Here is a 23,521-nt window from a genome sequence, read left to right on the forward strand (position 1 = left end):
GCCTCCTCTTATTTACGCTCAGCGTTTTCTGCAACGATACCGGCACTCTGCTCGTCCAGAATGTGCAGGATGCGCTTGGCACGGCCGTTCACGATGGTGTGCAGCAGTACAGTCGGGATCGCAACACACAGACCCAGAACGGTGGTTACCAGTGCAGAGGAGATACCGCCAGCCATTGCTTTAGGATCGCCCGCGCCGAAGATGGTGATCGCCTGGAAGGTGATGATCATACCGGTAACGGTACCCAGCAGACCCAGCAGCGGAGCAACCATGGCAATGATCTTCAGCAGGTTCAGACCGGATTCGATGGCCGGACGCTCTTTCAGCACCGCTTCTTCCATCTTCAGTTCGAGGGTCTCGCCGTCTACACCTTTGTTCTCTTCTGCTACAGCCAGAACACGACCCAGCGGGTTGTTGGTGTTCGGGGTAGAGGAACGCAGCTGCGCGTTAACTTTCGCGTTTACGCCAGACAGTACGATCAGGCGCCACACAGCCAGCAGTACCGCAACCACACCAACAGCACTGATGATGTAACCAACGATGCTGCCCTGGTGCCAGCGCTCAACGATGCTCGGGCTAGCAATCATGGCTTTCAGGTAAGAACCACCGGTAGGACCAGTCGGGTCGAGGCCGAACGGAGAGAAGCCCTCGGTAGCAGCCTGCAGGTCAGAAGCCATGCTCAGGAACTTACCGTCAGGCTGGCGGATCAGCTCAGCCATCTTCTGCTTGTCGTTCATTTCCAGGTATTTGCCGTTGGAAACCAGGTTAAAGTTACCAACACGCACAACTTCCTGCTCAACCTGCTCACCGTCGGGCAGGATTACAGTGCCGTTGAACTTAACAACCTTGCCAGATTCAACAGTCTCACGCTGCAGTTCGTACCACAGACGCTCGATTTCCTGGATGGTCGGCAGCTTGGTCGCAGAGTTCATTTTGTCGATCAGCTGATCGAGGAACTCAGCGCGGCCCGGGTACTGAGCGGAAACCAGGGAAGTGTCCAGGTTTGAGCGCAGGTCGCCGGCGGTAGAAGTCAGGTGACCAAACAGTTCTTTCAGAGAGCCGAGGCGCTCGTCCAGCTGCTGGCGCTTCTGCTGAACCAGCAGCTCCTGTTCTTCGTACTTCTTCTCCAGCGCCGCAGAGCGGGCTTCTTCGGAAGTACGGGTGTTTTCAGCCTGGGTCAGCAGGGAAGCCTGGTTGGCTTTCTGGCGACGGAAGTCTGCTTCACGCTTTTTGTGCTCGGCAGATTCAGCGATTTTGGAGCTCTGAACCATCTTCAGCAGCTGATCCAGGGAAGTAGCTTTGTCCTGGGCGACAGCAGAAACGCTGAACAGGCCAGCCGCTGCTACTGCAAGGACGCGTTTGGCGATAGAGGTTTTCATTGCGCAGCCTCCGGAGCCGGGATCGGCATAGTCATGATGTCGGTGGTAGCCTGTTTCTTGGCGATTTTCAGACCCTGCATGATGGCGCGACGGTATTCGCCAGCGTCAATCTGAACCCATGCCTTCTGCTCTTTGTCATAAGCCAGGGAGATTTTGGAGTCAGTGGTCTGAGCTACCAGAGCGATACGACCGATCTGCAGCACGCTTACTTCGCGATCCTGACCGTTTACGTTCAGGGTATCGCCGTAGGTGTCGATCTTACGGGCGTATTCAGATTCGAACTTGTACAGTTCCAGCACCTGACGGAATTTCTCCGCTACAGTGATATCGGAACGGTCCATGTTGTTCTTAACATTGGCCAGGTTTTGCTTACGATCGGCCAGTTTGAAAGGCGCGTCCAGTTCGATGAACTGCTCCAGGCCGTCCAGCATACGCAGGATCAGCGGCTGGATCTGACGCTCGATCACGGTTACCTGATCGATGGACTCGTCGAGGTCCTTGATCACGGACAGCTGGTTGGCCAGCTGCTTCTCGAGCTGGCGGTTGTACACGCGCAGACCGTCGATTTCTTTATTAACAACCTTGAACTGCTGGAGCAGATCGGAAGTTTCCTGAGCAATCTTGTCGATGCGTTTTTGAGATGCGGTAGCAGCAGCAGTTTTCTGCTGGCCGACCTTGAGAACGGTATCGAGTGTATCCGCAGTGGCTACGCTACCGTACAGTGCGCCGGCAGACAGCGCAGTGGTCAGCGCCACAGCCATGAATCGCTTGGTTTTCATTAGACCCCCCAGTGGGTTCAATATTTCACAACATGGTCGCGATGAGTTAGCTGCCACAACGCGGTAGATTTTTGGTTTGAAGACAGCTAAGAGCCGCACATTGTAAACAGCCGATTTGATTATTCAAATGCCGAATGACTGAGCCGCCCCTCCTGGGTAGCAAGGTAACACCGAGGTAACAACTTCGGGTTGCCTGCACACATTTGCAGCGACACTTACTGTGCAAACTTTGAACAAACCTACCCGAAGGGATAAGGATTGATCAAGTTGTTTTTATTTCAACCTGTCGTACTGAACTAAGCAGTACTCAAATTCATCCCGCTCGGAAGCGGGGTAACATTCCCTGCTGGACTCTTGCCAGCTATGGTCAATTTCGGGAAAGAAGGCATCCCCTTCCACTTCCGCGGCGACCTCGGTGACATACAGGCGAGCGGCCAGAGCCATGGCCTGCTGGTAGACTTGCGCCCCGCCGATCACCATGACTTCCTCCGCGCCCTCCTTGCTGGCGACCGTATTCGCCACCTGCAAGGCCTGTTCCAAGTCCGGCACAACCGTTACGCCATCGGCCCGCCAGTCAGGATTGCGGGTAATCACGATATTCTCCCGTCCCGGCAGCGGCCGCCCGATGGACTCGAAGGTTTTACGCCCCATGACCACGGGCTTCCCCAAAGTGGTGCGTTTGAAAAACTGCAGGTCACCGGAAATTCGCCAAGGCAGCGCGTTTTCACGGCCGATCGCCCGGTTACGCGCCATCGCCACAATCATCGCCAGCGGGATACTACTCTCGCCAGCCATCATACAGCCACCGGAGCAGGAATATGTGGATGCGCTTCATAGCCGCGCAGCTCGAAGTCCTCGAAGCGGAACTCGAACAGGTCTTTCACCTCGGGGTTGAGTACCATCTCGGGCAGTGGCAGCGGCTCCCGTGACAGCTGCTCTTCAACCTGCTCCGCATGGTTCGAGTAGAGATGCGCATCGCCAAAGGTATGGATGAACTCCCCCGGCTGCAGTCCACAAACCTGGGCCAACATCAGGGTCAGCAGGCTATAGGAGGCGATATTAAACGGCACCCCGAGGAAAATATCTGCACTGCGTTGGTACAGTTGACAGGAGAGCTTGCCGTCCGCAACGTAAAACTGGAACAGCGCATGGCACGGGGCAAGTGCCATGCGACCGGCACGGGCATTGTCGCTCGGCGACACGCCCTCATCCGGTAAATCGGCCGGATTCCAGGCACTGATAATCAGGCGGCGGGAGTCCGGGCGGGCTTTGATTTGCTCCACCAGCTCTTTGATCTGGTCAATATGGCGTCCATCCGCAGTGGGCCAGGAGCGCCACTGGTATCCGTATACCGGTCCAAGGTCACCGTCTTCTGTGGCCCACTCGTCCCAGATCCGCACGCCGTTTTCCTTCAGGTATTCGATATTGGTATCGCCCTTAAGGAACCACAGCAGCTCGTGAATGATCGAGCGCAGATGGCATTTTTTGGTGGTGATAAGCGGAAAACCCTGCGCGAGGTCAAATCGCATCTGGTAACCAAACACACTGCGTGTGCCGGTACCGGTGCGGTCACTTTTCAGGGTGCCGTTGTCGCGCACATGGCGCATCAAATCGAGGTACTGCTTCATTACTTGGCGCCACTCTTGGCTGTAGTTTTCAGTTGTTCAACGTCTTCGCTGCGGCCTTCCGGCAGCGACTGGGTGCGGTAACTCCACACCAGTAACAGGATACCCGCCGCAATCATCGGCAGGCTCAACAGCTGGCCCCGGGTCATCCAGCCAAACAGGTCGAAGCCGATATGGCCGTCGGGCTCGCGTACAAACTCCACCAGGAAGCGGAAGAATCCGTATAAAAGAAGGAACAAACCACCAACGGCCAGACGTGGACGGGGCTTACTCGAGAAGATCCACAGCACCACAAACAGTACCAACCCTTCGAGGAACGCCTGGTATAGCTGGGATGGGTGACGCACGAGCAGTTCGGGATCCCGCGGGAACACCATCCCCCAGGGGCCTTCCGTTTCACGCCCCCAAAGTTCCTGGCCGACAAAGTTGCCGATGCGACCAAGCCCCAGGCCAATGGGAACCAGGGGTGCCACAAAATCGATCAGATCAGGGAACGTAGTGCCAATCTTGCGCGCATAGAGGGTCGCCGCCAGCATCACACCCACGAGCCCGCCGTGGAAACTCATACCGCCTTCCCAGACCTTGAACAGGCTGAGCGGGTGCGCCACCAGCTCGGGAAAGTTATAAAAGAACATGTAACCCAGGCGACCACCCACCACTACACCGATGGCGCAGAACAGGATCAGGTCTTCCACTTCCGACTTGATCACCGGCGACCAGGGCTTGCTGGCGCGGCGCATTGCCAGCCACCAGGCCGCGGCAAAACCGGCCAGATACATCAAGCCATACCAGTGAACCTTGAGTGGACCTATGGCCACAGCGACGGGATCTATTTCGGGATAAGTCAGCATGCTCAAACCGCAGTTATTCGAAGTGGGCGTTATTATGGCACTTTGCAATTGACGAATGCGAGACAACATGTGTCTGCTCCTGATCGCCTTCGGGCAGCACCGGGACTACCCCCTGCTGCTGCTAGCCAACCGGGATGAGTTCTACCAGCGCCCGGCCGCAGCGGCTGCGCCCTGGCAGGACCAGTCTCTGATCGCTGGCCGAGACCTGGAAGCTGGCGGCACCTGGATGGGAATTGCCCCCGCCGGTCGGGTAGCGGCTGTGACCAATATCCGGGAGCCCGGTGTCGCGCCTCCCGCTGATGTACTCTCCCGGGGTGATATCCCGGTGCAGTTTCTTACCGGCACCCTGCCGCCACAGGACTTTGCCACCCAATTGCCGGGCCATCGCTATCGGGGCTTTAACGCCCTGCTGTATGCACATGGCGAGCGCCCGCAACTCATCTGCGCCGGCAATCGGCACGAGCCATTTGAACTGTCGCCCGGTTACCACGGCATATCCAATGGGGCGCCAGATTCGCCATGGCCCAAGGTGGAGTCCGGCTGTAAATCCCTCGAACAACTGGTCACCAGACTTCACGGTAACGCCACCCGTAACCTCGATAACGATAATTTCGTCATGCCGGCACTGGCGCTACTGGCGAATGACACCCGCGCGCCCATTGAGCGCCTGCCAGACACCGGGGTAGGTACCGCGCTGGAGCGGGCGCTGTCGTCCATTTTCGTGCGCATTGAGGACGGCGACTCTGGCAACCAGGAGCAACGCGGCCAGTCTCTTACAGGAGGCTACGGTACCAGGGCAAGCACCCTGGTCGCAGTAGATCGTCGCGGACGCACACAGCTGTGGGAACAGAGTTACGTTCATGGGCACGCGAGTGGCCCCATCCGGCACTACACCTCTGAGTACTGACACCCGTTCCTACTCAGCCCACTCTTCACCCGACTCAGCACATCCAGTAAGCAGCACTCCGGCAAACCCGGTCCACAAGGATTCCGTAAGGTGAAATGAACCAGGCGCCAAGCAAATTTTGCATTTGTTGCCATACTTAATTTCACAGGCCGGCTGATGTTGAGTTTCGCGCAATACGAGCTCTGCGGATGCCGCTATAAAAGGAAGGTCGCGCGGGATGCTCGACGCAGGCACGCCGTCGCCAGGAATATCCTGTCGATCAAATGGGGACAGGCGCGCCGGAGTTGGGAAGGTATGAACGATCGGGCACCGGCTTCCGCACTGTAAACCGGCGCCCTGCTGTATCGCTGAGGTACCATGTCATATTTCATTCCAGAGCGTCGCAAACGCAAGTCGCCACTGCCTATGTTGATCCTGGGCAGTCTGTGTGTGTTTGCCCTCTACTACGCCTATACCGCAAACCAGAAAACGGTGCCCGTGCTGCCGGAAAATGCCGTGCGGCCGCACCTGTTAAATTGGCTGGAGGATAACCCGGACGCCTGGCCGGCACAGGACCCCATCTTCAATCCGGTTGCCGTACGCCGTATCTACCGCCGCACCGACTACCGGTTGCTGTGGTTTGATAACTACAGCCTGAGTGACACGGCCAACGACCTGCTCAAGCAGCTCACTGCATCCAGCTCGGGCAACCCCAGCAGCATGGTGGACTACCGTTATCACCTGGGTTATTTCGACCGCACCCTGCGCGATACCCCGCAGCGGCTGCAGATGGCGGCGGTGCTGGATGTCCTGCTTACGGACGCCTTCATCTCCTACGCGCAAGACACCCAACTCGACAAGCTCAAGCCCGAGAGCCCGAAAAAGCATCGCCCGCTGCGCCAACGGAATATCACTCCGGTCAACCTGACCGAGGGTGGTTTTCAAATGGCCAGTGCCCGTGTGACTCCCAGAGCCAATGACAGTGGCCGCCAGTACTTCCGCGGTTACAACCGTGGCAGCCAATCGATCGACCGCTCGCACTACTACACCCAGCGCCAGTCGCGTCCATCCACCTATGGCAGCAGCCACTCGGCCCGCTACCGGACCCGTAGTTATCCACAGGCCTACCCTCAATCCTATCCCCGCTCCATGCCGCGATTCCGCAGCCTTCAGGACGGCAGTGGCGGGATGGCACCCGCGCACGGTGAAGGCATGTGGGTTGAGGAGAACACCCCCTACGGTGGCGACTCCCAGGCGCTGCGCGAGCAACTGGCGTTCTACCGCAACATCGCTTCCAGCGGTCGCTGGCGGCCGATGCCCGCCGGCCCGGCGATGACCCTGGGCGCCAAACACTCGAATGTTGCAATACTGCGGAACATGCTGGCCCTCTATGGGGACTACTACAGCTACGGCAGTGAACCCAACAGCAACAAATTCGACCAGCGGTTGCACGATGCGGTAGTGCGCTTCCAGATCCGCCACGGCCTCCGGCCCGACGGTATTGTGGGCAAGGCCACTCGTGAGCGCCTGAACATTTCCCCGACTGCACGGGCCCACATCATCGAGGCCAATATCCGCCGTCGCGAGAAACTCCCCACCGGACTTGGTGAGCGGTTTATCCAGGTGAATGTACCGGAGTACCGCCTCCACTATGTGGAAAGTGACCGTGTGAAGCTGTCGATGAACGTAGTGGTCGGCAAGAAAATTCACGAGACACCGGAGATCAACACCCGGGTGGCACGCGTTGTATTCAACCCCACCTGGACCGTGCCCCGTAGTATCCTGGTCAACGAGATTCTGCCCAAGGCCCGCGCCAATCCGAGTGGCATGGAAAATATGGGATATCGGGTAGTTAATGGCAGTGGCGATTACCTTCCTCTGACGCCAAAAAACCTGAGTACGGCCGCCAGCGGTGGATTCCTGATGCGCCAGAAAGGCGGCGAGCAGAATATTCTCGGCCGGATCAAATTCGAGATTCCCAACTCGGATGACATCTACCTGCACGACACCCGCGCCAAGAGCCTGTTCTCGCTCACCGACCGCGACTACAGCCACGGCTGTGTCCGCCTGGAAAAGCCCCGGCAACTGGCCGAAGCCCTACTGCGCAGCGAGCCAGGTGACTGGAGCCGCTATCGGATTGAGCAGCTGACCACCGGTGATGAAACCACCGAAGTCAAAATGAGCCAGAACATCAAAGTCTACGTTACCTACTGGACCGCCTGGGTCGATGGCGAAGGACGTATGAACTTCCGTCCCGACATCTACGGCCGGGATGGCCTGGCAGCCAATCAGTTCGACTAGTTTTTCGTCCCCCCTCTGATTCCATTCGCCGGGCGGCCCCGCCGCCCGGCATTTATTCCGAATCCAACGGAAGAGCCCCCCTCCGCATACCCCAATCGAATTTGGTACCACCCCGGTCACAAGTTACCAATTAGGAACATAACCACTGTCGCTTGCGGCTGTGGCGGCTGACCCGGAAACAGATCCGGGCAGCGGATTAGTGTTCAGGGCTTACAGACTTTCGGGTTCAGGGGTACAAGCATGGGATTCAAGGGTGCCAATCACACGGCCAATCTGCTCTTCAACCGCGCCGCGCTGGCCGCGGTGTTTCTATCGCTAACCGCTCAGGCCACAGAGGGCGACAACCCGCAACAACCGAAAGAACAAGCGCAAAAAGAGAGAACCACAGCCAATGCCGTCGAGCAGGCGACAGAACACTCCTATCCACACACATCCCAGCAGACACGCGAAGCCGAGTACAGTCCGTTCACCCCGTACGGGCGCCAGTACGCACTGATGCGCGAGGAGCTCGCACGCTACCGCGCCCTCGCAGGCGGAAATTTGTGGCAACCGCTGCCCAACGGGCAATCTCTGGCCCCGGGCATGCGGGATGAGCGCGTCAAGGTCCTGCGCTCACTGCTGATGCAATATGGAGACTACGTCGTCACCGGAGATATGAGCGAAAGCGGGTTAAACAGGAACCCGGCAAGTGATCCGGAAAAGTACGACGAACAGCTGCATACCGCTGTGCAACGATTTCAACGTCGCCACGGCCTGCGTACCGATGGCGTAATCGACAACGCCACCCGTTCACACCTGAATACCCCGCCGGACAAGCGGCTGCAAACGCTTGAGGCCAATCTTGAGCGCTGGCGCGAAATGCCCAAAGATCTCGGGCACCGCTATATTCTGGTGAATATCCCTGATTTCACCCTGCGGCTGGTCGCCGGCGAACGGGAGCAGTACCGCATGCGGGTGGTGGTTGGTAAAGCCGAACACAAGACGCCGCAATTAAGCACGCGCCTGACCCGCGTAGTGTTCAACCCCACCTGGACGGTGCCGCGTAACATTGCAGTTCGGGAACTGCTGCCGAAAGGCAGCGCTAACCTGGTCGCCGGGGGATACCGGCTGGTCAATAACCGCGGCAAGTCCGTGCCATTCAGCGGCAGCAACCTGCGCGCCCTGCGCCTCGGCAGCGTCGCACTCCAGCAGCGCGGCGGCGACGGCAATGCACTCGGCCGTTTCAAATTCGTGATACCCAACCGCCAGGCAATTTTTCTGCATGACACCAACAAGAAAAACCTGTTCAGCCGCAACCAGCGCGCCTTCAGCCACGGCTGCATCCGGCTGGAGGAGCCACAGGAACTGGCACGGATTGTACTCGCCAGTCAGGGCAACTGGACCGAAGAGAAATTATCCCGGATGGCCACAGGCAGCCGCACCCGCGGCGTAGCCCTCGAGCAGCCGATCCCGGTCTACATCACTTACTGGACGGCCTGGGTCGACGAGGAAGGTTTACTGAACTTCCGGCCGGACATCTACGGTCGCGACGGCCAGCCATCACTCGCGGAGAACTCCGGGATTGAGGAGTAAGGGGCCTACATCATGAAGTTGCGACTGCCGAATCTGCGAACCTGGCGACAATGGCCACTCTTGCTGGCCGCGGTTGCCATCAGTGCCACAACCCTGACTTCGGAAGCAACCGCAGCCAGGCGACCCGTGGCGGATGCTGTAGACTTCGCCACAGCTGGAGCCCAATTGCGCAGCCACGCCCAGCGCTACCATCACCTGGCCAAAAAGTGGCAGCCATTAGAGCCCGGCGCATCGCTACGTCCAGGCCAGAGAGCCTCGCGCGTGGCCCATTTGCGCATCCTGCTGCGAAAATACGGCGACTACACCGGTCAGCCTGGCCCGCTGCAAATCAGTGGCGGTGACCCGAAACGCTTCGATGCGGGCCTGCAACTGGCCGTTGAGTCCTACCAGCGCCGCCACGGCCTGGCTGTAACCGGCTACGCAGACAAACCAACCTTGATAGCGCTCGCCCGCTCACCGGCCGAACTGGCACGCCAGATGGAACTCAATGCCAGCCGCTGGGACAAGATGCCCCCGACCCCCGGCAAACGCTATATTCTGGTGAACATTCCGGACTTCCGCCTGCAACTGGTCGAAAACCGGAAAGTCTCCCTGGCGATGAAGACTGTGGTAGGCAAAAGCAGCAAGCGCACGCCGGCCATGAGCACCAAAGTCACCTCGGTCGTATTCAACCCGACCTGGACGGTACCGCGCAGCATCCTGCTGACCGACCTGCTGCCAAAAGCGCGTAATAACCCTGAGGCAATGCACAAGCGGGGATACCGGGTCGTGAAATACGGCACCAACAGCACCACCCCCATTTCCGATGCAGGAATCAAAAGTGCGGCGAAAGGAAAAGCCACACTCCGTCAGATCGCAGGCCCCGGCAACACCCTGGGCCGGGTAAAATTCATCATGCCCAACAAGCAATCCATTTATCTGCACGATACCCAGGCCCAGAGCCTGTTCGAGCAGCGCCATCGCGCGTTCAGCCATGGCTGTATCCGCCTGCAACAGCCTGAAGAGCTGGCCTATGCATTACTCGAACATCAGGGTTGGGACAGAACCCGTATCGCACAGGTGACTACTGGCGACGAATCCTTTGCCATCAAAGTGGACGATCCACCTCCGCTGTTTATTACCTACTTCACGGCCTGGGTGGATCCTGACGGCCAAGTACAGTTTCGCCCGGATATCTACCACCTGGACGAGCACTGAGGAGAAACCTGGCAAACCTGAACAGAGGCTGGTCCCCAATAGTCCGTGCTAACTTTCCACCGTCGCCACCAGCCTCCTCGCCGGTGGCGAATCCCCACTCACCTCATCATGGACAGGCATCATGGACAGGCACCATGGACAGGCACCATGGACAGGCACCGACGGTCAGCCAGTACAGGAAACCTATAGCGAAAGACTGACCACCTCCACATTCCCCCAGTGAAAGACCGAAATTCCCCACACCCGGGAGAAGCGCTGACGCGCTTCCCCTGTTCTCGGCCAGTCAACACGTGGTATCGCTCCTAATCCACGCCACATTGCAGGCTATCAACCGCTGACTTCCCCGCTTTCATCGATATTTGTCACAAATTGCGGGCATCGGCGTCACAGGACAAATAGTCAACACCAGCCAGTCAGAAAAGAATTTCATTTCCATTTTGACAACGTTGTCACGGGTTTTCCCGAAGACTCCGTGAACAAAACGCAACAAAAGTTCTGTTCCGGTAGTAGCACAGGATTAATTTCACCAGAGCAATTTCCAACGAATTCGTCATTAGAGCTGATCAGTTTGTAACCAAAGTCTATTTTTTGTACATTCTTCTCATACCGAGTGGCACCGGAGGCAACTCAACAAAGGCATCACTCAACACAACTAGTAGAGGCGGTAACAGGGTATGAAAGAAGTTTCCAGACGCAGGTTTTTAGCAGTTTCTGCAGCGACCGCGGCGGCGGTTTCAGCCGGCCCGGCACTGGCAAAGGTAGGTAAATCGCGCACGCTGAAAATGCGCAACCTCCACACCGGTGAGCGCCTGAGCACAGCATACTGGGCAGATGGCGACTACGTTGGCAGCGGACTCAAGCAGTTCAACCGACTGCTGCGCGACCACCGTGCCAATGAAGTGACACGTATGGATCCGAAACTGTTCGACATCGTGTACAAATTGAAAGAAAAGCTGAATTACAGCGGTGAGATCGAGATCATCTCCGGTTACCGTTCAGCCAAGACCAATGCCAAACTGCGCGCTGCAGGCCGCGGCGTGGCCCGCCGCAGCTACCACACCCGCGGCATGGCCCTGGATATCCGCATGCCGGGTGTCGCGCTGTCCAAACTGCGCCAGGCCGCATTGGACCTGAGGGCGGGTGGTGTAGGTTACTACCCGAAGAGCAACTTCGTGCACGTTGACACCGGTCCGGTTCGCCGCTGGTAATACGCCGCGAGCCAGGCACAAAAAAACCCGGGCAATGCCCGGTTTTTTTTGTGCCTTCCGACCGCGCATGCGGTCAGTTCGACGGACTGGTAAGGCTTACCGGCGTCATATCCTGCTCCTGTGCCGGTACCCGGGTTTCCCCGGAAATCAGCCCGGTGATGACCTCAACCTGATCGCGACTGCGCTGTAGCTCAGCTGGATCGGCCAGCTCGAAAGGGTCTTCCATTTTCAGCAAGCGCGCTTCCAGCTCGGCAAAAGCCTGTGTCAGGGCGTCAGCCTGGGGCTGATCCAGCAACAGGTCTGCCAGACCACCACTGCCGTTTTCTGGCAGCCAGCTTTCCTGCAAAGTGCGCAATATCGCCAACAGGGCCTGCTTCGAATCCGCCGCGAGACTGCTTTCCACATCGCTTTCAGAACTTTCAGGAATACGCGGCAACACTTCATCCCGCAGCAGCTGGACGTGCGCGTTGCGCACGGTCTGCAGCCGCGACACGGGCGCCTGGGCCAGGAACCGCTGGGACAGGTCGTTGGCATTCAGTGGCCAACGACTCGCCAGACGCTGTATATCCTCGCCGATCCCCTGAGTGATCAGGCGGGTCAGCTCACGGCGCCGGTTGGCCGCCTGAGCTTCCGGGTGCTCGCCACCGGAAGCAGCTTCAAACTGGTCCGCCGTGCGCTCGCTGGTAGGTCCCCAGAGCATAACTTCCAGTGCGTGGAACCCGGTGCTGGCCTCTTCGTGTGCAGTCAGGCGATGCTGCTTGCGCAAGTTCGCCAGGGTCAGCTCGATCGCGGTGTCATTGACGATGCCACTGGTGGAATAACCTGGCACCGTATCCAGATAGCCCGCCTGGGCCGGCCAGCTGTTCAGGGCCAGCAGTAACTCTTCACCCTGCTGATGCAGGTCTGCCGGCGCAAAGGCGACTTCAATATAAGGCAATGACGCCGACAGCTCCCGATGTGCATCCAGCCATGCCAGCTTGGCGGCCTCCAGGTGATCTTCTGTGGGCGACTCAAGCAGTGTGGTCACCGCGCGCCCCAATGCATCCGCCGCGGCCTGTGCGTCGATAACCTGCGTTTGCCCCGCCTGCCAGAACTGGTTGGACAGGGCATCTGCGACAGCGCCGTTTATCACAGTCCCGGTATCAGCTGCGGGGCTGCCCTCTGCCACCGCAGGCGATTCCGTCTGCCGCTCGCAGCCGCTACTGAGCAGCAGAAACCCCGTGATGGCGGTAACGGCCAATGGAAGAAGTACCCCGTGTCGTACTGCTTTACTCACCTGATGTCGATTCCCGAAATATCCAAACTGAAAATAGAAAAGAAGCCCCTGCGAGACGGAAACCCGCCGCAAGAGACTGATTAAAAACTCAGCGCGTCACTGTATTCCGCCCGATCACCGCGCAAGCTGATCACCCGCCAGCCACGCTCCAGCGCTTCGCGCTGCAGGCGTTCGTCCGGATCAACCGCGACCGGGTGCTCTACCTGCTGTAACAGCGGCAGGTCGTTAATGGAGTCGCTATAAAACCATTTTTCGCCGCGGGCAAAATGGCTGTTCTCGTCCAGCCAGGCCTGCAGACGCAACACCTTGCCCCCCTGAAAACACGGCTGTCCGGCGACCCGGCCGGTGAACCGACCTTCAATCTCCTCCGGTTCCGTCGCGATCAGGGTATCAACGCCCAGGCGTTCGGCAATCGGCGCCACCACAAAGCGGTTGGTCGCGGTAATGATCATGATGTGATGCCCCGCCTCCCGGTGCCGCTGGATCAGGTCCTCCGCGTTGGGCAGCCAGATCTCACTGATCACTTCCTGCATGAATTCCCGCTGCAGGTTGTCCAGCTGCCCCCGAGAGATCTGCGCAAGTGGTTCCAGCGCAAACTCGAGGTAGGCAAAAATATCGAGATCACCCCGTTGATAATCGCGGTAAAAACGGTCGTTCTCACTGCGAAAACGCTCGCCATCCACACACTCACGGGCAACGAGGAATTCACCCCATGCGTGATCGCTGTCGCCACCGATCAGGGTGTTGTCCAGATCAAAAATTGCCAACTGCACAAAACTCTCCTTTCTTCACTATAGGGCACCCTTGACGCACAGGTGATCTTTCCGACCAATTTTGTGCCACGCGTCCCAATCATCCATTGCCCTGCCGCACACCGACACTGCTATTTGGGCGCCGAAATGGCACGCGATTCTAACCTGTCGGTAAAAGGCATACACAGACCCGTTTCACTGAATTGCCGTAATTCAGTCGCTGTGGAACAATGCAGAACAACTGTGTGCGGCAAACACCGCACCATAAAAAATTGAGGACGGAATTTTGGGCGACGGCAAGCAACCACCCGCCGGGCGAAAAAAACGCCGCAAACCCGCCAGAAATTCTGCGCGCAATGATAAGACCAAGAGCGGTAGAAATGACCGCCGGCAGGCCGCAGAAGCCACTGGTAACGTTTCGAATAACGACAGCAATATCGACAGTGAAGGCTTCCGCCCCAATGTCGGCATCATTGTTGTGAACGAGCGCGGCCAGGCTCTCTGGGCGCGCAGGGTTGGAGGCAAAGACGCGTGGCAATTTCCCCAGGGCGGCATCAATCCGGGCGAGACCCCGGAACAGGCGTTATACCGGGAGCTGTATGAAGAAATCGGGCTGACCCGCAGCCAGGTCACCATGCTGGCCTCTACCCGAGGCTGGCTGCGATACCGGCTGCCACAGCGCCTGGTGCGGAAACGCTCGGAGCCACTGTGTATCGGCCAGAAGCAAAAGTGGTATTTGCTGCAGTTGAACGCCGAAGAGAGCAACATCAGCTTCAATAACGGCTACAAACCGGAATTCGACCACTGGCGCTGGGTGACTTACTGGCACCCCCTGACCAAAGTGGTGACCTTCAAGCGGGAGGTCTATCGGCGCGCACTCACGGAGCTGGCGCCCACGCAATTACAGTTGGAAAGACGCTGGCTGCAGCGCGACCGCTAACCCGGCCAGCGCCGCGGCCGTCTCAGGCCGCCAGCGCTCTCCGGCCGTGCGCCGGAGCCAAAGACACTCGGCGAGGAAGCCAATTTGCTCGGATCACTGCGTAGCATCGTTCAGGAGGTCAACACCGCCCGGGATTTGCCCTCGGTGCTGGATATCATTGTCCGGCGTGTTCGGGAGGTCATGAAAACCAAGGTTTGCTCGGTTTACCTGCGTGACAAGCAAACCGGTAACTATGTGTTGATGGCCACGCAGGGCCTGAACCAGGATGCGGTCGGGCAGGTTTTCCTGGCCCCCGGCGAAGGCCTGGTGGGTAACGTGGTTACCCGCGAGGAACCCATCAACCTGGAGCAGGCCGAAGCCCACCCCGCTTTCCAGTACTTCCCCGCTACCGGCGAAGAGCGATTCTCCGCCTTTCTCGGCACCCCCATCATTCATCACCGCAATGTACTCGGCGTACTGGTCATCCAGCAGGCGGAAAAGCGCCGCTTTGACGAGGGCGAAGAAGCGTTCCTCGTCACCCTGTCCGCCCAGCTGGCCGGGGTAATCGCACATGCCGAAGCCACCGGCGCCCTCGCCGCCATTGGCCAGCAGCGCAACGAAGCCAAATTTGGCGGTATCGCCGCCTCCCCTGGCGTTGCCATCGGTCGCGCCCATATCGTTGCCCCGCCCGCCAACCTGGCTACCGTGCCTTTTGCGTTCAGTACCGATGTGGATGCTGAGCTGGAGCTATTCCAGGAGGCTCTCGCCGCAGCGCGGGACGAGATACGCGCGGTGGGAGAAAAGCTCAAGGACAACCTGAACAAGGAAGAACGCGCCCTGTTCGATGCCTACATCAGCATGCTCGACGACAACTCCATTGCCGTTGAAGTGTGCGAGCGTATTCGCCAGCAGGTCACCGCCAGCCGCGCGTGGGCGGAGGTAATGCTGGAGCATGTGCGGCGCTTCGAGGCGATGTCTGACTCTTACTTCCGCGATCGCGCCGCCGATGTGCGTGACCTGGGAGCACGAGTGCTGATGCACCTGCGCCAGCAACAACAGAGCCAGCGGGACTATCCGGAAAACACCATTCTGGTGGGTGAAGAACTGACCGCTGCGGTCCTCGCGGATGTGCCACCCAGCAAGCTCGCCGGCCTGGTTTCAGTGAAAGGCTCCGCCAACAGCCATGTAGCCATCATTGCCCGGGCCATGGGGCTGCCTGCAGTGTTGGGTGCTCAGGAGTTGCCGTGGGAGCAGATCGACGGTGCCGATCTGGTAGTCGATGGCTACCGTGGCGAGCTGCATATTCACCCCGGGCCGGAACTGAAGCGCCGCTATGACGCCATCGTCGAAGAGGAACGCGAGCTCGCCCGCAATCTCGATCACCTGGCGAAACTTCCCTGCGAAACCGCCGATGGCCACCGAATACGCCTGTGGGTAAATACCGGGCTGATGGCGGATGTAGTGCGCTCCCTTGAGCGTGGAGCGGAAGGCGTAGGCCTGTACCGTACCGAAGTCCCCTTCCTGCTCCGTGACCGCTTTCCGTCGGAAGAAGAGCAGCGCGAGATCTACCGCGAGCAGCTACAGGCGTTTGCTCCGCGCCCCGTTACCATGCGCACCCTGGATATCGGTGGCGACAAGGCCCTGACCTATTTCCCGATCGAAGAAACCAACCCGTTTCTCGGCTGGCGCGGTATCCGCGTCACCCTGGACCACCCGGAAATTTTCCTCGCCCAGGTAAGGGCGATGATGAAAGCCAGTCTCGGTCTCGACAACCTGCGCATCATGCTGCCGATGATCAGTGGCGTGAGCGAGCTGGAAGCGGCGCGCAAACTGGTCGACCGGGCCTACGACGAATTACTGGACGAGGGATACGCGATCCAGCGTCCACCACTCGGGATCATGATAGAAGTCCCCTCCGCGGTGTACCAGGCCCGGGAGCTGGCGGCGCGGGTGGATTTTATGTCGGTGGGCAGTAACGACCTGACCCAGTACCTGCTGGCGGTCGACCGCAACAACAGCCGTGTAGCGAGTATCTACCACAGCTTCCACCCCGCAGTGCTGCAAGCGCTGCTGCAGGTGGTCACAGCGGGCCACGAAACCAATACCAAAGTTGGGATCTGTGGCGAGCTGGCCGGTGACCCCGGCGGTGCCCTGTTGCTGGTAGCCATGGGCTACGACGTGCTATCCATGAACGCAACCAACCTACCGCGGGTTAAAGCCGCACTGCGGGAAGTGAATAAATCTGAGCTCGACCGACTGCTGCAACATGTCCTGAAGATGGAGAGCCCGGAGCAGATTGAAGAAAAACTGCACGGTTATCTGCAGGACCTGGGGCTCAAGGCACTGGTACAGCCACAGCAGACTGAAGCGGACTCAGACAAGTAACCAAAGTACGAACACGGGGCTGCGAAGGCAATGATCGCCACAAGCGAGACAGTCCCTGCAGAAACAAAAACGCCGGGCTGAGCCCGGCGTTTTTTCTGGCGTGCGCCGATGGCAATTAGCCCTCGTCACTTTCCGCCTTGTACGCTTCCGCGTCCAGCAGCTTGTCCAGCTCACTTTCGTCACTGGGCTTGATGCGGTAGAACCAGCCATCATCGTACGGGCTGGAGTTAACGGTTTCCGGCTCGTCTTCCAGAGCCTCGTTCACCGCAACCACTTCACCGGAGATCGGCGAGTAGATATCGCTGGCCGCTTTTACGGACTCAACAACACCTGCTTCTTCACCGGCAGACAGGGTCGCGCCCACTTCCGGTGTTTCCACGTAAACCACATCACCCAGGGCATCCTGGGCGTGGTCGCTGATCCCTACAGTGACAGTGCCGTCTTCTTCCAGACGAGCCCACTCGTGGCTGGAAGCGTATTTCAGTTCGCTGCGAATCTCGCTCATGAGCGTTTCCCTCAAAATAACTGCTAAACAGTGTATGCAAATAAATCAGAATTCAGAAAAATCGGTGCCGTGGTGCCAGGTATGTCTGGCAGCGCTTACACCAGAGACTTGCCGTTACGCACGAAGCTCGGCTTCACCACCCGTACCGGAACCAGTTTTTTGCGGATCTCCACCTGCGCGGTGTCCCCAACACTGACCGGTACCCGGGCCATCGCAATGGAGTAGCCGAGGGTCGGTGAGAAAGTACCGCTGGTGATGATACCCTGACGTTCAGTGCCGTCCACTACTACAGACTGGCCAGCACGCAAAACACCGCGCTCTTCCAGCACCAGTCCGACCAGCTTGTTCTCCACGCCGGCCTGTTTCTGCGCTTCCAAAGCCTCGCGGCCGATGAAGTCCCGAGACGCCGGCTCCCAGCTGATGGTCCAGCCCATATTGGCTTCCAGCGGAGAGGTGTCATCATCCATCTCGTGGCCGTACAGGTTCATGCCAGCTTCAAGGCGCAAAGTATCACGTGCGCCCAGTCCGCAAGGAGCAACCCCCGCATCCGCCAGCGCCTGCCAGAATCCACTCGCGTCTTCATTCGCCAGCATAATTTCAAGGCCATCCTCACCGGTATAACCGGTGCGGGCAATGAACCAGTCGCCACGCGCAAAGCTCTGGAAGATCTTGAGCCCATCAATGGCAGCGGTCCAGTCGATACCCAGTACTTCCTTGACCTTCTCCAGCGCCAGCGGCCCCTGGATGGCAACCATTGCCAGGTTCGGACGCTCGGTCAGGGTTACGTCAAAATCCTGCGCCTGCTGGTTCATCCACGCCAGGTCTTTTTCGCGGGTGGCGCAGTTTACAACCACACGGTAGCCCGGGTCGCGGAAGTAAACGATCAGGTCGTCCACCACGCCGCCCTTTTCATTGAGCATACCGGTGTACAGCGCCTTGCCCGGATTGCCGGCCAGCTTGGCCACATCATTGGCAACCAGCTTGCGCAGGTAATCGGTCGCACCTGCGCCGTCGATATCGACGACAGTCATATGGGAAACATCAAACATGCCGGCTTCTTTACGCACTTTGTGGTGCTCATCCAGTTGGGAGCCGTAGTGCAGAGGCATGTCCCAGCCGCCAAAATCCACCATTTTGCCGCCCATAGCGACATGGGCATCGTACAGTGCCGTTTTGTTTCCCATTTTGATTCCCGAAGTATGAAAGTGTTCTCTTATGCCACTTTGCCTCAAGGCGTTCAGCGGCAATTTATGGCGGCGTATTCTAACGGCCGCAGAACAGGAGATGCCAGATGGCAACACTCTGCAAAGACTAGCAGCAACAGTGAAAAATTTTATGTATTTACCGTCAGGAAGAACAAGGCGCCAGCTCACAGGCTTCTGGCACAATTTTTAGCCAACAAGGTGTACCCGACATGCCGCCTCCTCAATATTGCCACTCCGGCCGCCGGCGAGACCGCCAGCGCCTACCTGTAGCCCCCGACAAAATATGCCAATTACAGCTGGCGCGATCAGAAAACAGGCAGTATAAATAGCGCCAGACCGCCTCAGGCATCCCTCGCGCGGCATACCCTACCCGTCAGCGGCCACCCTGGCCTCCGATTTGGATTTACCCTTATTGAACATTTTGAATTCTGCGGCGGAAGATCTCTGGCGCCGCGGCCCCGACGGTGACGACCCGCTCGACCGCATCGCAACCGCCCTGCGCGGTCCCGGCTACATTGTATTGCCGGCACCGCTGCCCCCGGCCTTGCTGGGTGCTTTATTACGCCACTTCCGTTCGATCGACCGCACACGCTTCCAGAGTGCCGGTATTGGCCGCGAAGGCGATCACCAGCTGAACCAGTTTGTGCGCACCGATGAGATTTTCTGGCTCGACAAGAGCAACCCCGCGGTAGGAGCCTATCTGGAGTGGGCGGAAAACCTGCGCCTGGGGCTGAACCGGCGGCTTTTCCTTGGCCTGTTCGACTACGAGTGCCACTACGCCCGGTACGAGCCCGGTAGCTACTACAAGAAACACGTGGATGCCTTTAAAGGCGGTACCAACCGTATCGTCAGTACCGTTCTGTATCTGACGCCCAACTGGCAGCCGAAAGACGGGGGAGAACTGCAGATTTACGCGCCCGACAGTGACGAGGTGATCGAAAAAGTCGCCCCGCGTTTCGGGCAGATGGTGGTCTTCCTGTCTGAAGATTTCCCTCACGAGGTACTGACCAGCAACCGGTCCCGCTACAGCGTTACCGGCTGGTTCCGGGTCAACAACAGCCTCGGTGAAAACATCGACCCGGCCCGCTAAGCGGGTCGGGCCCGTGGTGCATCTGGATAATCAGTGCATGGCGGTGACAGACCGCATGAGCTCAGCGATATTTGCCGGGGTTTCAATCGGGAACTCCATATGCAGGCGTGCGGCAACCTCATCCACATTGATAATCCCCCGCACATGATGCTGGTCGGTATCCACCACCAGACAGTGGCGCTGACCACCGCTGCGTAGTGTCGCCAGCACATCGCGAATAGACGCCCGTTGCAGCTCCGAATAACTGAGGAGCTGCAGCCGGTCGCGGGTACGCATCAGGTCACCGACGGTGAGCTCATGGCGGCTGATTCCCGCCGCGACATATTGCATCACCCGCTGCGGGGCAACGTCCTCTACCGTCAGCAAACCAATAAAATCCCCGCGATGATCCATAACCAGTACCGAATTCAGGTGGCCGGTGCGCAGAACCTGCGCCGCATCCATCGCCGATACGGAAGCTGTCAGGATCGACGGGTGATGCAGCTTGAAGTCCGTGACGAAATGCAGTGCCGGGGAGTCCAGTGACAGTTCATCAAACTCCTCCGGAAATACCAGCTTGTCTGTATCGTGCAGCGGGGTGAGACTGAGTTTCTTCATAGCAATAATTCTCTTTTTTCGGGCGTGCGCGAATAGATCGCGCAATTGCAGCCCAAACTTCTGTGGCCCGGGCAATCCAATTGGAAAATCGCCAGGTCAAATTCTGTTTTTGGAAAAGTTGGAGAAATTATTGCGAGGCCGGCGGCCCGCGAATGGTGTGCGCAGCGCGCACTTGAGAAAAGAGGAGTTCGGCAGGAGCAACGGGAAAACCCGCAATTGCAGCAACAGGTAATTGCAACTGCGGGGTAGGAACAGGGTGCGGATCACACTCATCGGCCGACGACGAGTCGGGATCCTGCAACAGTGCGCTTATCTGCTTGTCTGCATTATCCAGCTGCAATACCAGCGGCTCTGCGCGACCTTCGGCACAGAGCAACATGGATTGCAGTAGTATCAGCAGGATTCCAAGGCGCACGTTTATTCGCTCATTCGAATTAGTTTTTCCCTTTACTCATTTATCTGCCCGCCACGGGTATTTTTCAAGTGTCCTGCGACGAATGGCAGGCATTTATCGCCTGAGTGCCACCTGCCTGCACCAGACTCCCGTTATGAAGCACGTTCATTGGAGCATACCGCGGCCGCAATGTTCCCCCGGCTACTGGTCTTCAGGCTTATCGGTATCACCGTCACCTTTCAAGACGTCGCCGATCTTGCGCTGCAGGGCCTCCTGAGGCTCCTCCTCATCCTGTTCCGACTGGGCGGACTCATCCACCCGCAAACCGTAACGCTTGGAACGCCAGCGCCACAGGCGCTTGGCCAGCTCCTGCCGATCCGGGGTTTTATCCGCTTCGTCGACAATCTCTTCCCCGAGCAGGGTTTCGAGAATATCTTCCAGTGTTACCAACCCTTCGAGACTGCCGTATTCATCCACAACCGCACTGATCTGCACCCGCCGCGACAGCATTTTGTGGAATACCTGATAGATCGCCGCGGTTTCCGGCAACATCAACAAGTCGCGGCTCAGGCTTCGCAACTGACGGTCGTGTTCGCCGCGTGCATAGGCGAGCAGCAGGTCCTGCTTGAGCACGAACCCCACCACCAGCTCTGGGTCATCCTGCTCGTAGATCGGAATACGGGAAAAGCGGCTCTTTTCCACTTCACCGTAAGCATCACCAACGGTCATATCCCGCGATAGGGAAAAGACCACTGTCCGCGGTGTCATCACCTCGCGCACAGAATGGTTGCGCAGGGTAAAAAACAGGTTGTGGAGAATACTGGTTTCGTGACGCTCCAGCTGGCCCTCGGCCTCCCCTAGCTCGGCCATCACAGCAAACTCTTCGCGGCTGAACCCGGTCAGCGTCGGCCCGCGTGTGAGCCCACGCGTGAGCCAGTCCGACAGCCACACAAATGGCTTCAGAACCCAAACCAGGTATCGGAGGCAATAAGCGGTGACGGGCGCCAGCTGGCGCCAGTACAGCGCGCCCAGGGTTTTCGGAATGATTTCGGAAAACACCAGGATCAGGAGAGTCAGGATCGCGGAGGCAATTCCCAGGTAGTGGCTACCAAATACTGCAGCGGCCTGCGCACCGGCACCAGCAGCGCCAGCGGTATGGGCAACGGTATTCAGGGTCAGGATTGCGGCCAGCGGCGCGTTGATATCATCCTTCAACTGCCGCAACACGCGCCCCGCGCGCTGCCCCTCCCGCTCCAGCAAACTGATGTACGGCCGGGTGACACTCAGGATGACGGACTCGGCAATGGAACACAGGAAGGAAAAACCGAGTGCAATCAGGACGTAAATAACCAGTAGCAACATGGGGTATCAGAAAGTCTCTCGCGCGTTTTTTACTGGCCGCGCTTGCGGGGCGAAGCGTCGAGCACCGCCGGCCAGGCAAAATAGCAGGCCGAGGATCAGGCCCGAGGCAAAACCGGCAATGTGGGCGGCGTTGGCAATGCCTCCGGAAATGAAATAATCCACCACACCGCTCATACACACCAGCAGCCATATCACCGCCACCCAGATCAGGGAAGGCGGCACATCCCGCCAGCCCGGTACCCAGCGCTGGACGACAAACGCCGCTCCGACAAGTGCGTAGACCACCCCGGACATTCCCCCGAAAAGTACCTGCGGCGACCAGAAATACTGGACCAGGTTGGAAACCGGCGCACTGATGAATACCAGCAAAGCAAACAGCCAGGAGCCCGCACGCGCCTCCAGGGAACGGCCGACAATCCAGATACCCAGGCTGTTAAACAGCGCATGTGGCAGGGAGAAGTGCACCATCGCTGGCGACCACAACCGCCAGTACTCCCCCTGAGCCAGATGTGCAGCCAGGGAAGATTGACCAAAATCGAAGTCACCCGCCTGCTGGGGAAAAATCACCAGGCCCTTGACCCAGCCCTGACTTAATAAAGCCCAGCCAATAAAGCACAGAACGATAAGCAACAGGCTGACCGGAGTCTGGCCCAGGCGCCACTGGGGAATCACAGAATACGGAACTTCGCTGATACTGGGCTCGCCGGATACCGGCTCTTGCCGGGAAGTTGTATCAACCGGGCCTGCGGGGTCTCCTGCGACACTCTTTCCCGTGGACTGAGCGACATCAGAGCCTTGCAGGTCCGGGGGCTGCATATCCGATGGCTGCTCTTCGTAGACGTGCACCGAAATCTTTTCGAGATCCACCTCGCCCGCGTGCCAGCGCTGTAGCAGCTGTCGCATTGGCTCGGCCAGTTGCGGCGCCAGAGTGGCGACGCACTGGTGATTGCGCTCTTCGCTGATTCGCATCGGCAGCTGGTGGCGGCGAATAAACGCCGCCACTGCCGAGAGGTCATCCTGCAAGGGAAATTCGTAGACTGTTACCCAATCGCTCAACACTGCACCCCTGTAGCGCCAGCCACTGCAGTCGCAGCGGTCTGATTTCGATGTTTTACGTGTGCGAGGACTCTAACAAATTTTTGCGCAGCGAGCCGGGAAAAACCGGAATAGCCGGCTGCTGAGATGGGGCGCGACGAAGGTAAAAAAGCGCGGTCTGGATAGCCGCGCGTGCGACAAAG

At 58.5% G+C, this 23,521-nt stretch carries 22 protein-coding genes; 9 read left to right on the forward strand and 13 right to left on the reverse strand.

The features are described from left to right. Nucleotides 1–8: 8 nt before the first annotated feature. The 5 genes from LC093_RS18185 to lgt form a co-directional block, all read right to left on the reverse strand. Nucleotides 9–1,379, reverse strand: coding sequence for a MotA/TolQ/ExbB proton channel family protein (locus LC093_RS18185; protein ID WP_226668194.1), 1,371 nt, complete (start codon nt 1,377–1,379; stop codon nt 9–11). Further along, a complete protein-coding gene (locus tag LC093_RS18190) occupies nt 1,376–2,158 on the reverse strand; it encodes a DUF3450 domain-containing protein (RefSeq protein WP_226668197.1) in 783 nt (260 codons plus the stop codon). The genes LC093_RS18185 and LC093_RS18190 overlap by 4 nt, the downstream gene beginning before the upstream one ends. 273 nt (nt 2,159–2,431) lie before the next feature. After that, a complete protein-coding gene (locus LC093_RS18195; protein WP_226668338.1) occupies nt 2,432–2,953 on the reverse strand; it encodes a dihydrofolate reductase in 522 nt (173 codons plus the stop codon). Next, on the reverse strand, nt 2,953–3,786 hold the full coding sequence (locus LC093_RS18200) for a thymidylate synthase (RefSeq protein ID WP_226668200.1): 834 nt from the start codon (nt 3,784–3,786) through the stop codon (nt 2,953–2,955). The genes LC093_RS18195 and LC093_RS18200 overlap by 1 nt, the downstream gene beginning before the upstream one ends. Beyond that, nucleotides 3,786–4,634, reverse strand: coding sequence for a prolipoprotein diacylglyceryl transferase (gene lgt, locus LC093_RS18205; protein WP_226668203.1), 849 nt, complete (start codon nt 4,632–4,634; stop codon nt 3,786–3,788). Before lgt ends, LC093_RS18200 begins: the two co-directional genes overlap by 1 nt. Nucleotides 4,635–4,689: 55 nt before the next feature. Here lgt and LC093_RS18210 point away from each other — a divergent pair, with 55 nt between their 5' ends. The 5 genes from LC093_RS18210 to LC093_RS18230 all read left to right on the forward strand — a co-directional run bounded on the left by LC093_RS18210 (nt 4,690) and on the right by LC093_RS18230 (nt 11,798). Further along, on the forward strand, nt 4,690–5,541 hold the full coding sequence (locus tag LC093_RS18210) for an NRDE family protein (RefSeq protein ID WP_226668205.1): 852 nt from the start codon (nt 4,690–4,692) through the stop codon (nt 5,539–5,541). Nucleotides 5,542–5,898: 357 nt separating this feature from the next. Continuing rightward, nucleotides 5,899–7,821, forward strand: coding sequence for a L,D-transpeptidase family protein (locus LC093_RS18215; RefSeq protein WP_226668208.1), 1,923 nt, complete (start codon nt 5,899–5,901; stop codon nt 7,819–7,821). Nucleotides 7,822–8,061: 240 nt separating this feature from the next. Beyond that, a complete protein-coding gene (locus LC093_RS18220; RefSeq protein WP_226668212.1) occupies nt 8,062–9,393 on the forward strand; it encodes a L,D-transpeptidase family protein in 1,332 nt (443 codons plus the stop codon). A gap of 12 nt (nt 9,394–9,405) precedes the next feature. Further along, a complete protein-coding gene (locus tag LC093_RS18225; protein ID WP_226668215.1) occupies nt 9,406–10,590 on the forward strand; it encodes a L,D-transpeptidase family protein in 1,185 nt (394 codons plus the stop codon). 674 nt (nt 10,591–11,264) lie between these two features. After that, nucleotides 11,265–11,798: a DUF882 domain-containing protein gene (locus LC093_RS18230; RefSeq protein WP_226668218.1), complete on the forward strand. Its 534-nt coding sequence runs from the start codon at nt 11,265–11,267 to the stop codon at nt 11,796–11,798. A 73-nt stretch (nt 11,799–11,871) separates the two neighbouring features. Here the strand turns inward: LC093_RS18230 and LC093_RS18235 are convergent, their stop codons facing one another. Both LC093_RS18235 and LC093_RS18240 read right to left on the reverse strand, forming a co-directional pair. Then, a complete protein-coding gene (locus tag LC093_RS18235; RefSeq protein WP_226668221.1) occupies nt 11,872–13,074 on the reverse strand; it encodes an imelysin family protein in 1,203 nt (400 codons plus the stop codon). An 80-nt stretch (nt 13,075–13,154) separates the two neighbouring features. Next, nucleotides 13,155–13,847, reverse strand: coding sequence for an HAD family hydrolase (locus LC093_RS18240; protein WP_226668223.1), 693 nt, complete (start codon nt 13,845–13,847; stop codon nt 13,155–13,157). Between the two features lie 415 nt (nt 13,848–14,262). On the opposite strand from LC093_RS18240, the gene LC093_RS18245 reads away from it, so the two are divergent. Further along, complete coding sequence (locus LC093_RS18245; protein WP_226668341.1) at nt 14,263–14,766, forward strand: RNA pyrophosphohydrolase; 504 nt, start codon at nt 14,263–14,265, stop codon at nt 14,764–14,766. Between the two features lie 84 nt (nt 14,767–14,850). After that, nucleotides 14,851–17,130, forward strand: coding sequence for a phosphoenolpyruvate--protein phosphotransferase (gene ptsP / locus LC093_RS18250; RefSeq protein ID WP_226668226.1), 2,280 nt, complete (start codon nt 14,851–14,853; stop codon nt 17,128–17,130). A 115-nt stretch (nt 17,131–17,245) separates the two neighbouring features. Here ptsP and gcvH read toward each other — a convergent pair whose 3' ends face one another. Beyond that, nucleotides 17,246–17,635, reverse strand: coding sequence for a glycine cleavage system protein GcvH (gcvH, locus tag LC093_RS18255; RefSeq protein WP_226668230.1), 390 nt, complete (start codon nt 17,633–17,635; stop codon nt 17,246–17,248). 95 nt (nt 17,636–17,730) lie between these two features. Next, a complete protein-coding gene (gene gcvT / locus LC093_RS18260; protein ID WP_226668232.1) occupies nt 17,731–18,819 on the reverse strand; it encodes a glycine cleavage system aminomethyltransferase GcvT in 1,089 nt (362 codons plus the stop codon). Nucleotides 18,820–18,834: 15 nt separating this feature from the next. Here gcvT and LC093_RS18265 point away from each other — a divergent pair, with 15 nt between their 5' ends. Both LC093_RS18265 and LC093_RS18270 read left to right on the forward strand, forming a co-directional pair. After that, complete coding sequence (locus tag LC093_RS18265; protein ID WP_226668235.1) at nt 18,835–19,110, forward strand: hypothetical protein; 276 nt, start codon at nt 18,835–18,837, stop codon at nt 19,108–19,110. A 142-nt stretch (nt 19,111–19,252) separates the two neighbouring features. Further along, nucleotides 19,253–19,930, forward strand: coding sequence for a 2OG-Fe(II) oxygenase (locus tag LC093_RS18270; protein WP_226668238.1), 678 nt, complete (start codon nt 19,253–19,255; stop codon nt 19,928–19,930). A 30-nt stretch (nt 19,931–19,960) separates the two neighbouring features. Here the strand turns inward: LC093_RS18270 and LC093_RS18275 are convergent, their stop codons facing one another. The 4 genes from LC093_RS18275 to LC093_RS18290 all read right to left on the reverse strand — a co-directional run bounded on the left by LC093_RS18275 (nt 19,961) and on the right by LC093_RS18290 (nt 23,339). Beyond that, nucleotides 19,961–20,527: a CBS domain-containing protein gene (locus LC093_RS18275; protein WP_226668241.1), complete on the reverse strand. Its 567-nt coding sequence runs from the start codon at nt 20,525–20,527 to the stop codon at nt 19,961–19,963. Between the two features lie 127 nt (nt 20,528–20,654). Then, the gene (locus tag LC093_RS18280) at nt 20,655–20,942 is read right to left on the reverse strand and encodes a hypothetical protein (RefSeq protein WP_226668245.1); all 288 of its coding nucleotides are present in this window, start codon (nt 20,940–20,942) and stop codon (nt 20,655–20,657) included. Between the two features lie 180 nt (nt 20,943–21,122). Further along, nucleotides 21,123–22,283: a hemolysin family protein gene (locus LC093_RS18285; protein WP_226668248.1), complete on the reverse strand. Its 1,161-nt coding sequence runs from the start codon at nt 22,281–22,283 to the stop codon at nt 21,123–21,125. Nucleotides 22,284–22,289: 6 nt separating this feature from the next. Next, nucleotides 22,290–23,339 carry a rhomboid family intramembrane serine protease gene (locus LC093_RS18290; protein ID WP_226668251.1) on the reverse strand — a complete coding sequence of 350 codons (1,050 nt, stop codon included), beginning with the start codon at nt 23,337–23,339 and terminating at the stop codon, nt 22,290–22,292. Nucleotides 23,340–23,521: the final 182 nt, after the last annotated feature.

The sequence above is a fragment of the Microbulbifer aggregans genome (assembly GCF_020524005.1).
GTDB classification, from domain to species: Bacteria; Pseudomonadota; Gammaproteobacteria; order Pseudomonadales; family Cellvibrionaceae; genus Microbulbifer; species Microbulbifer aggregans_A.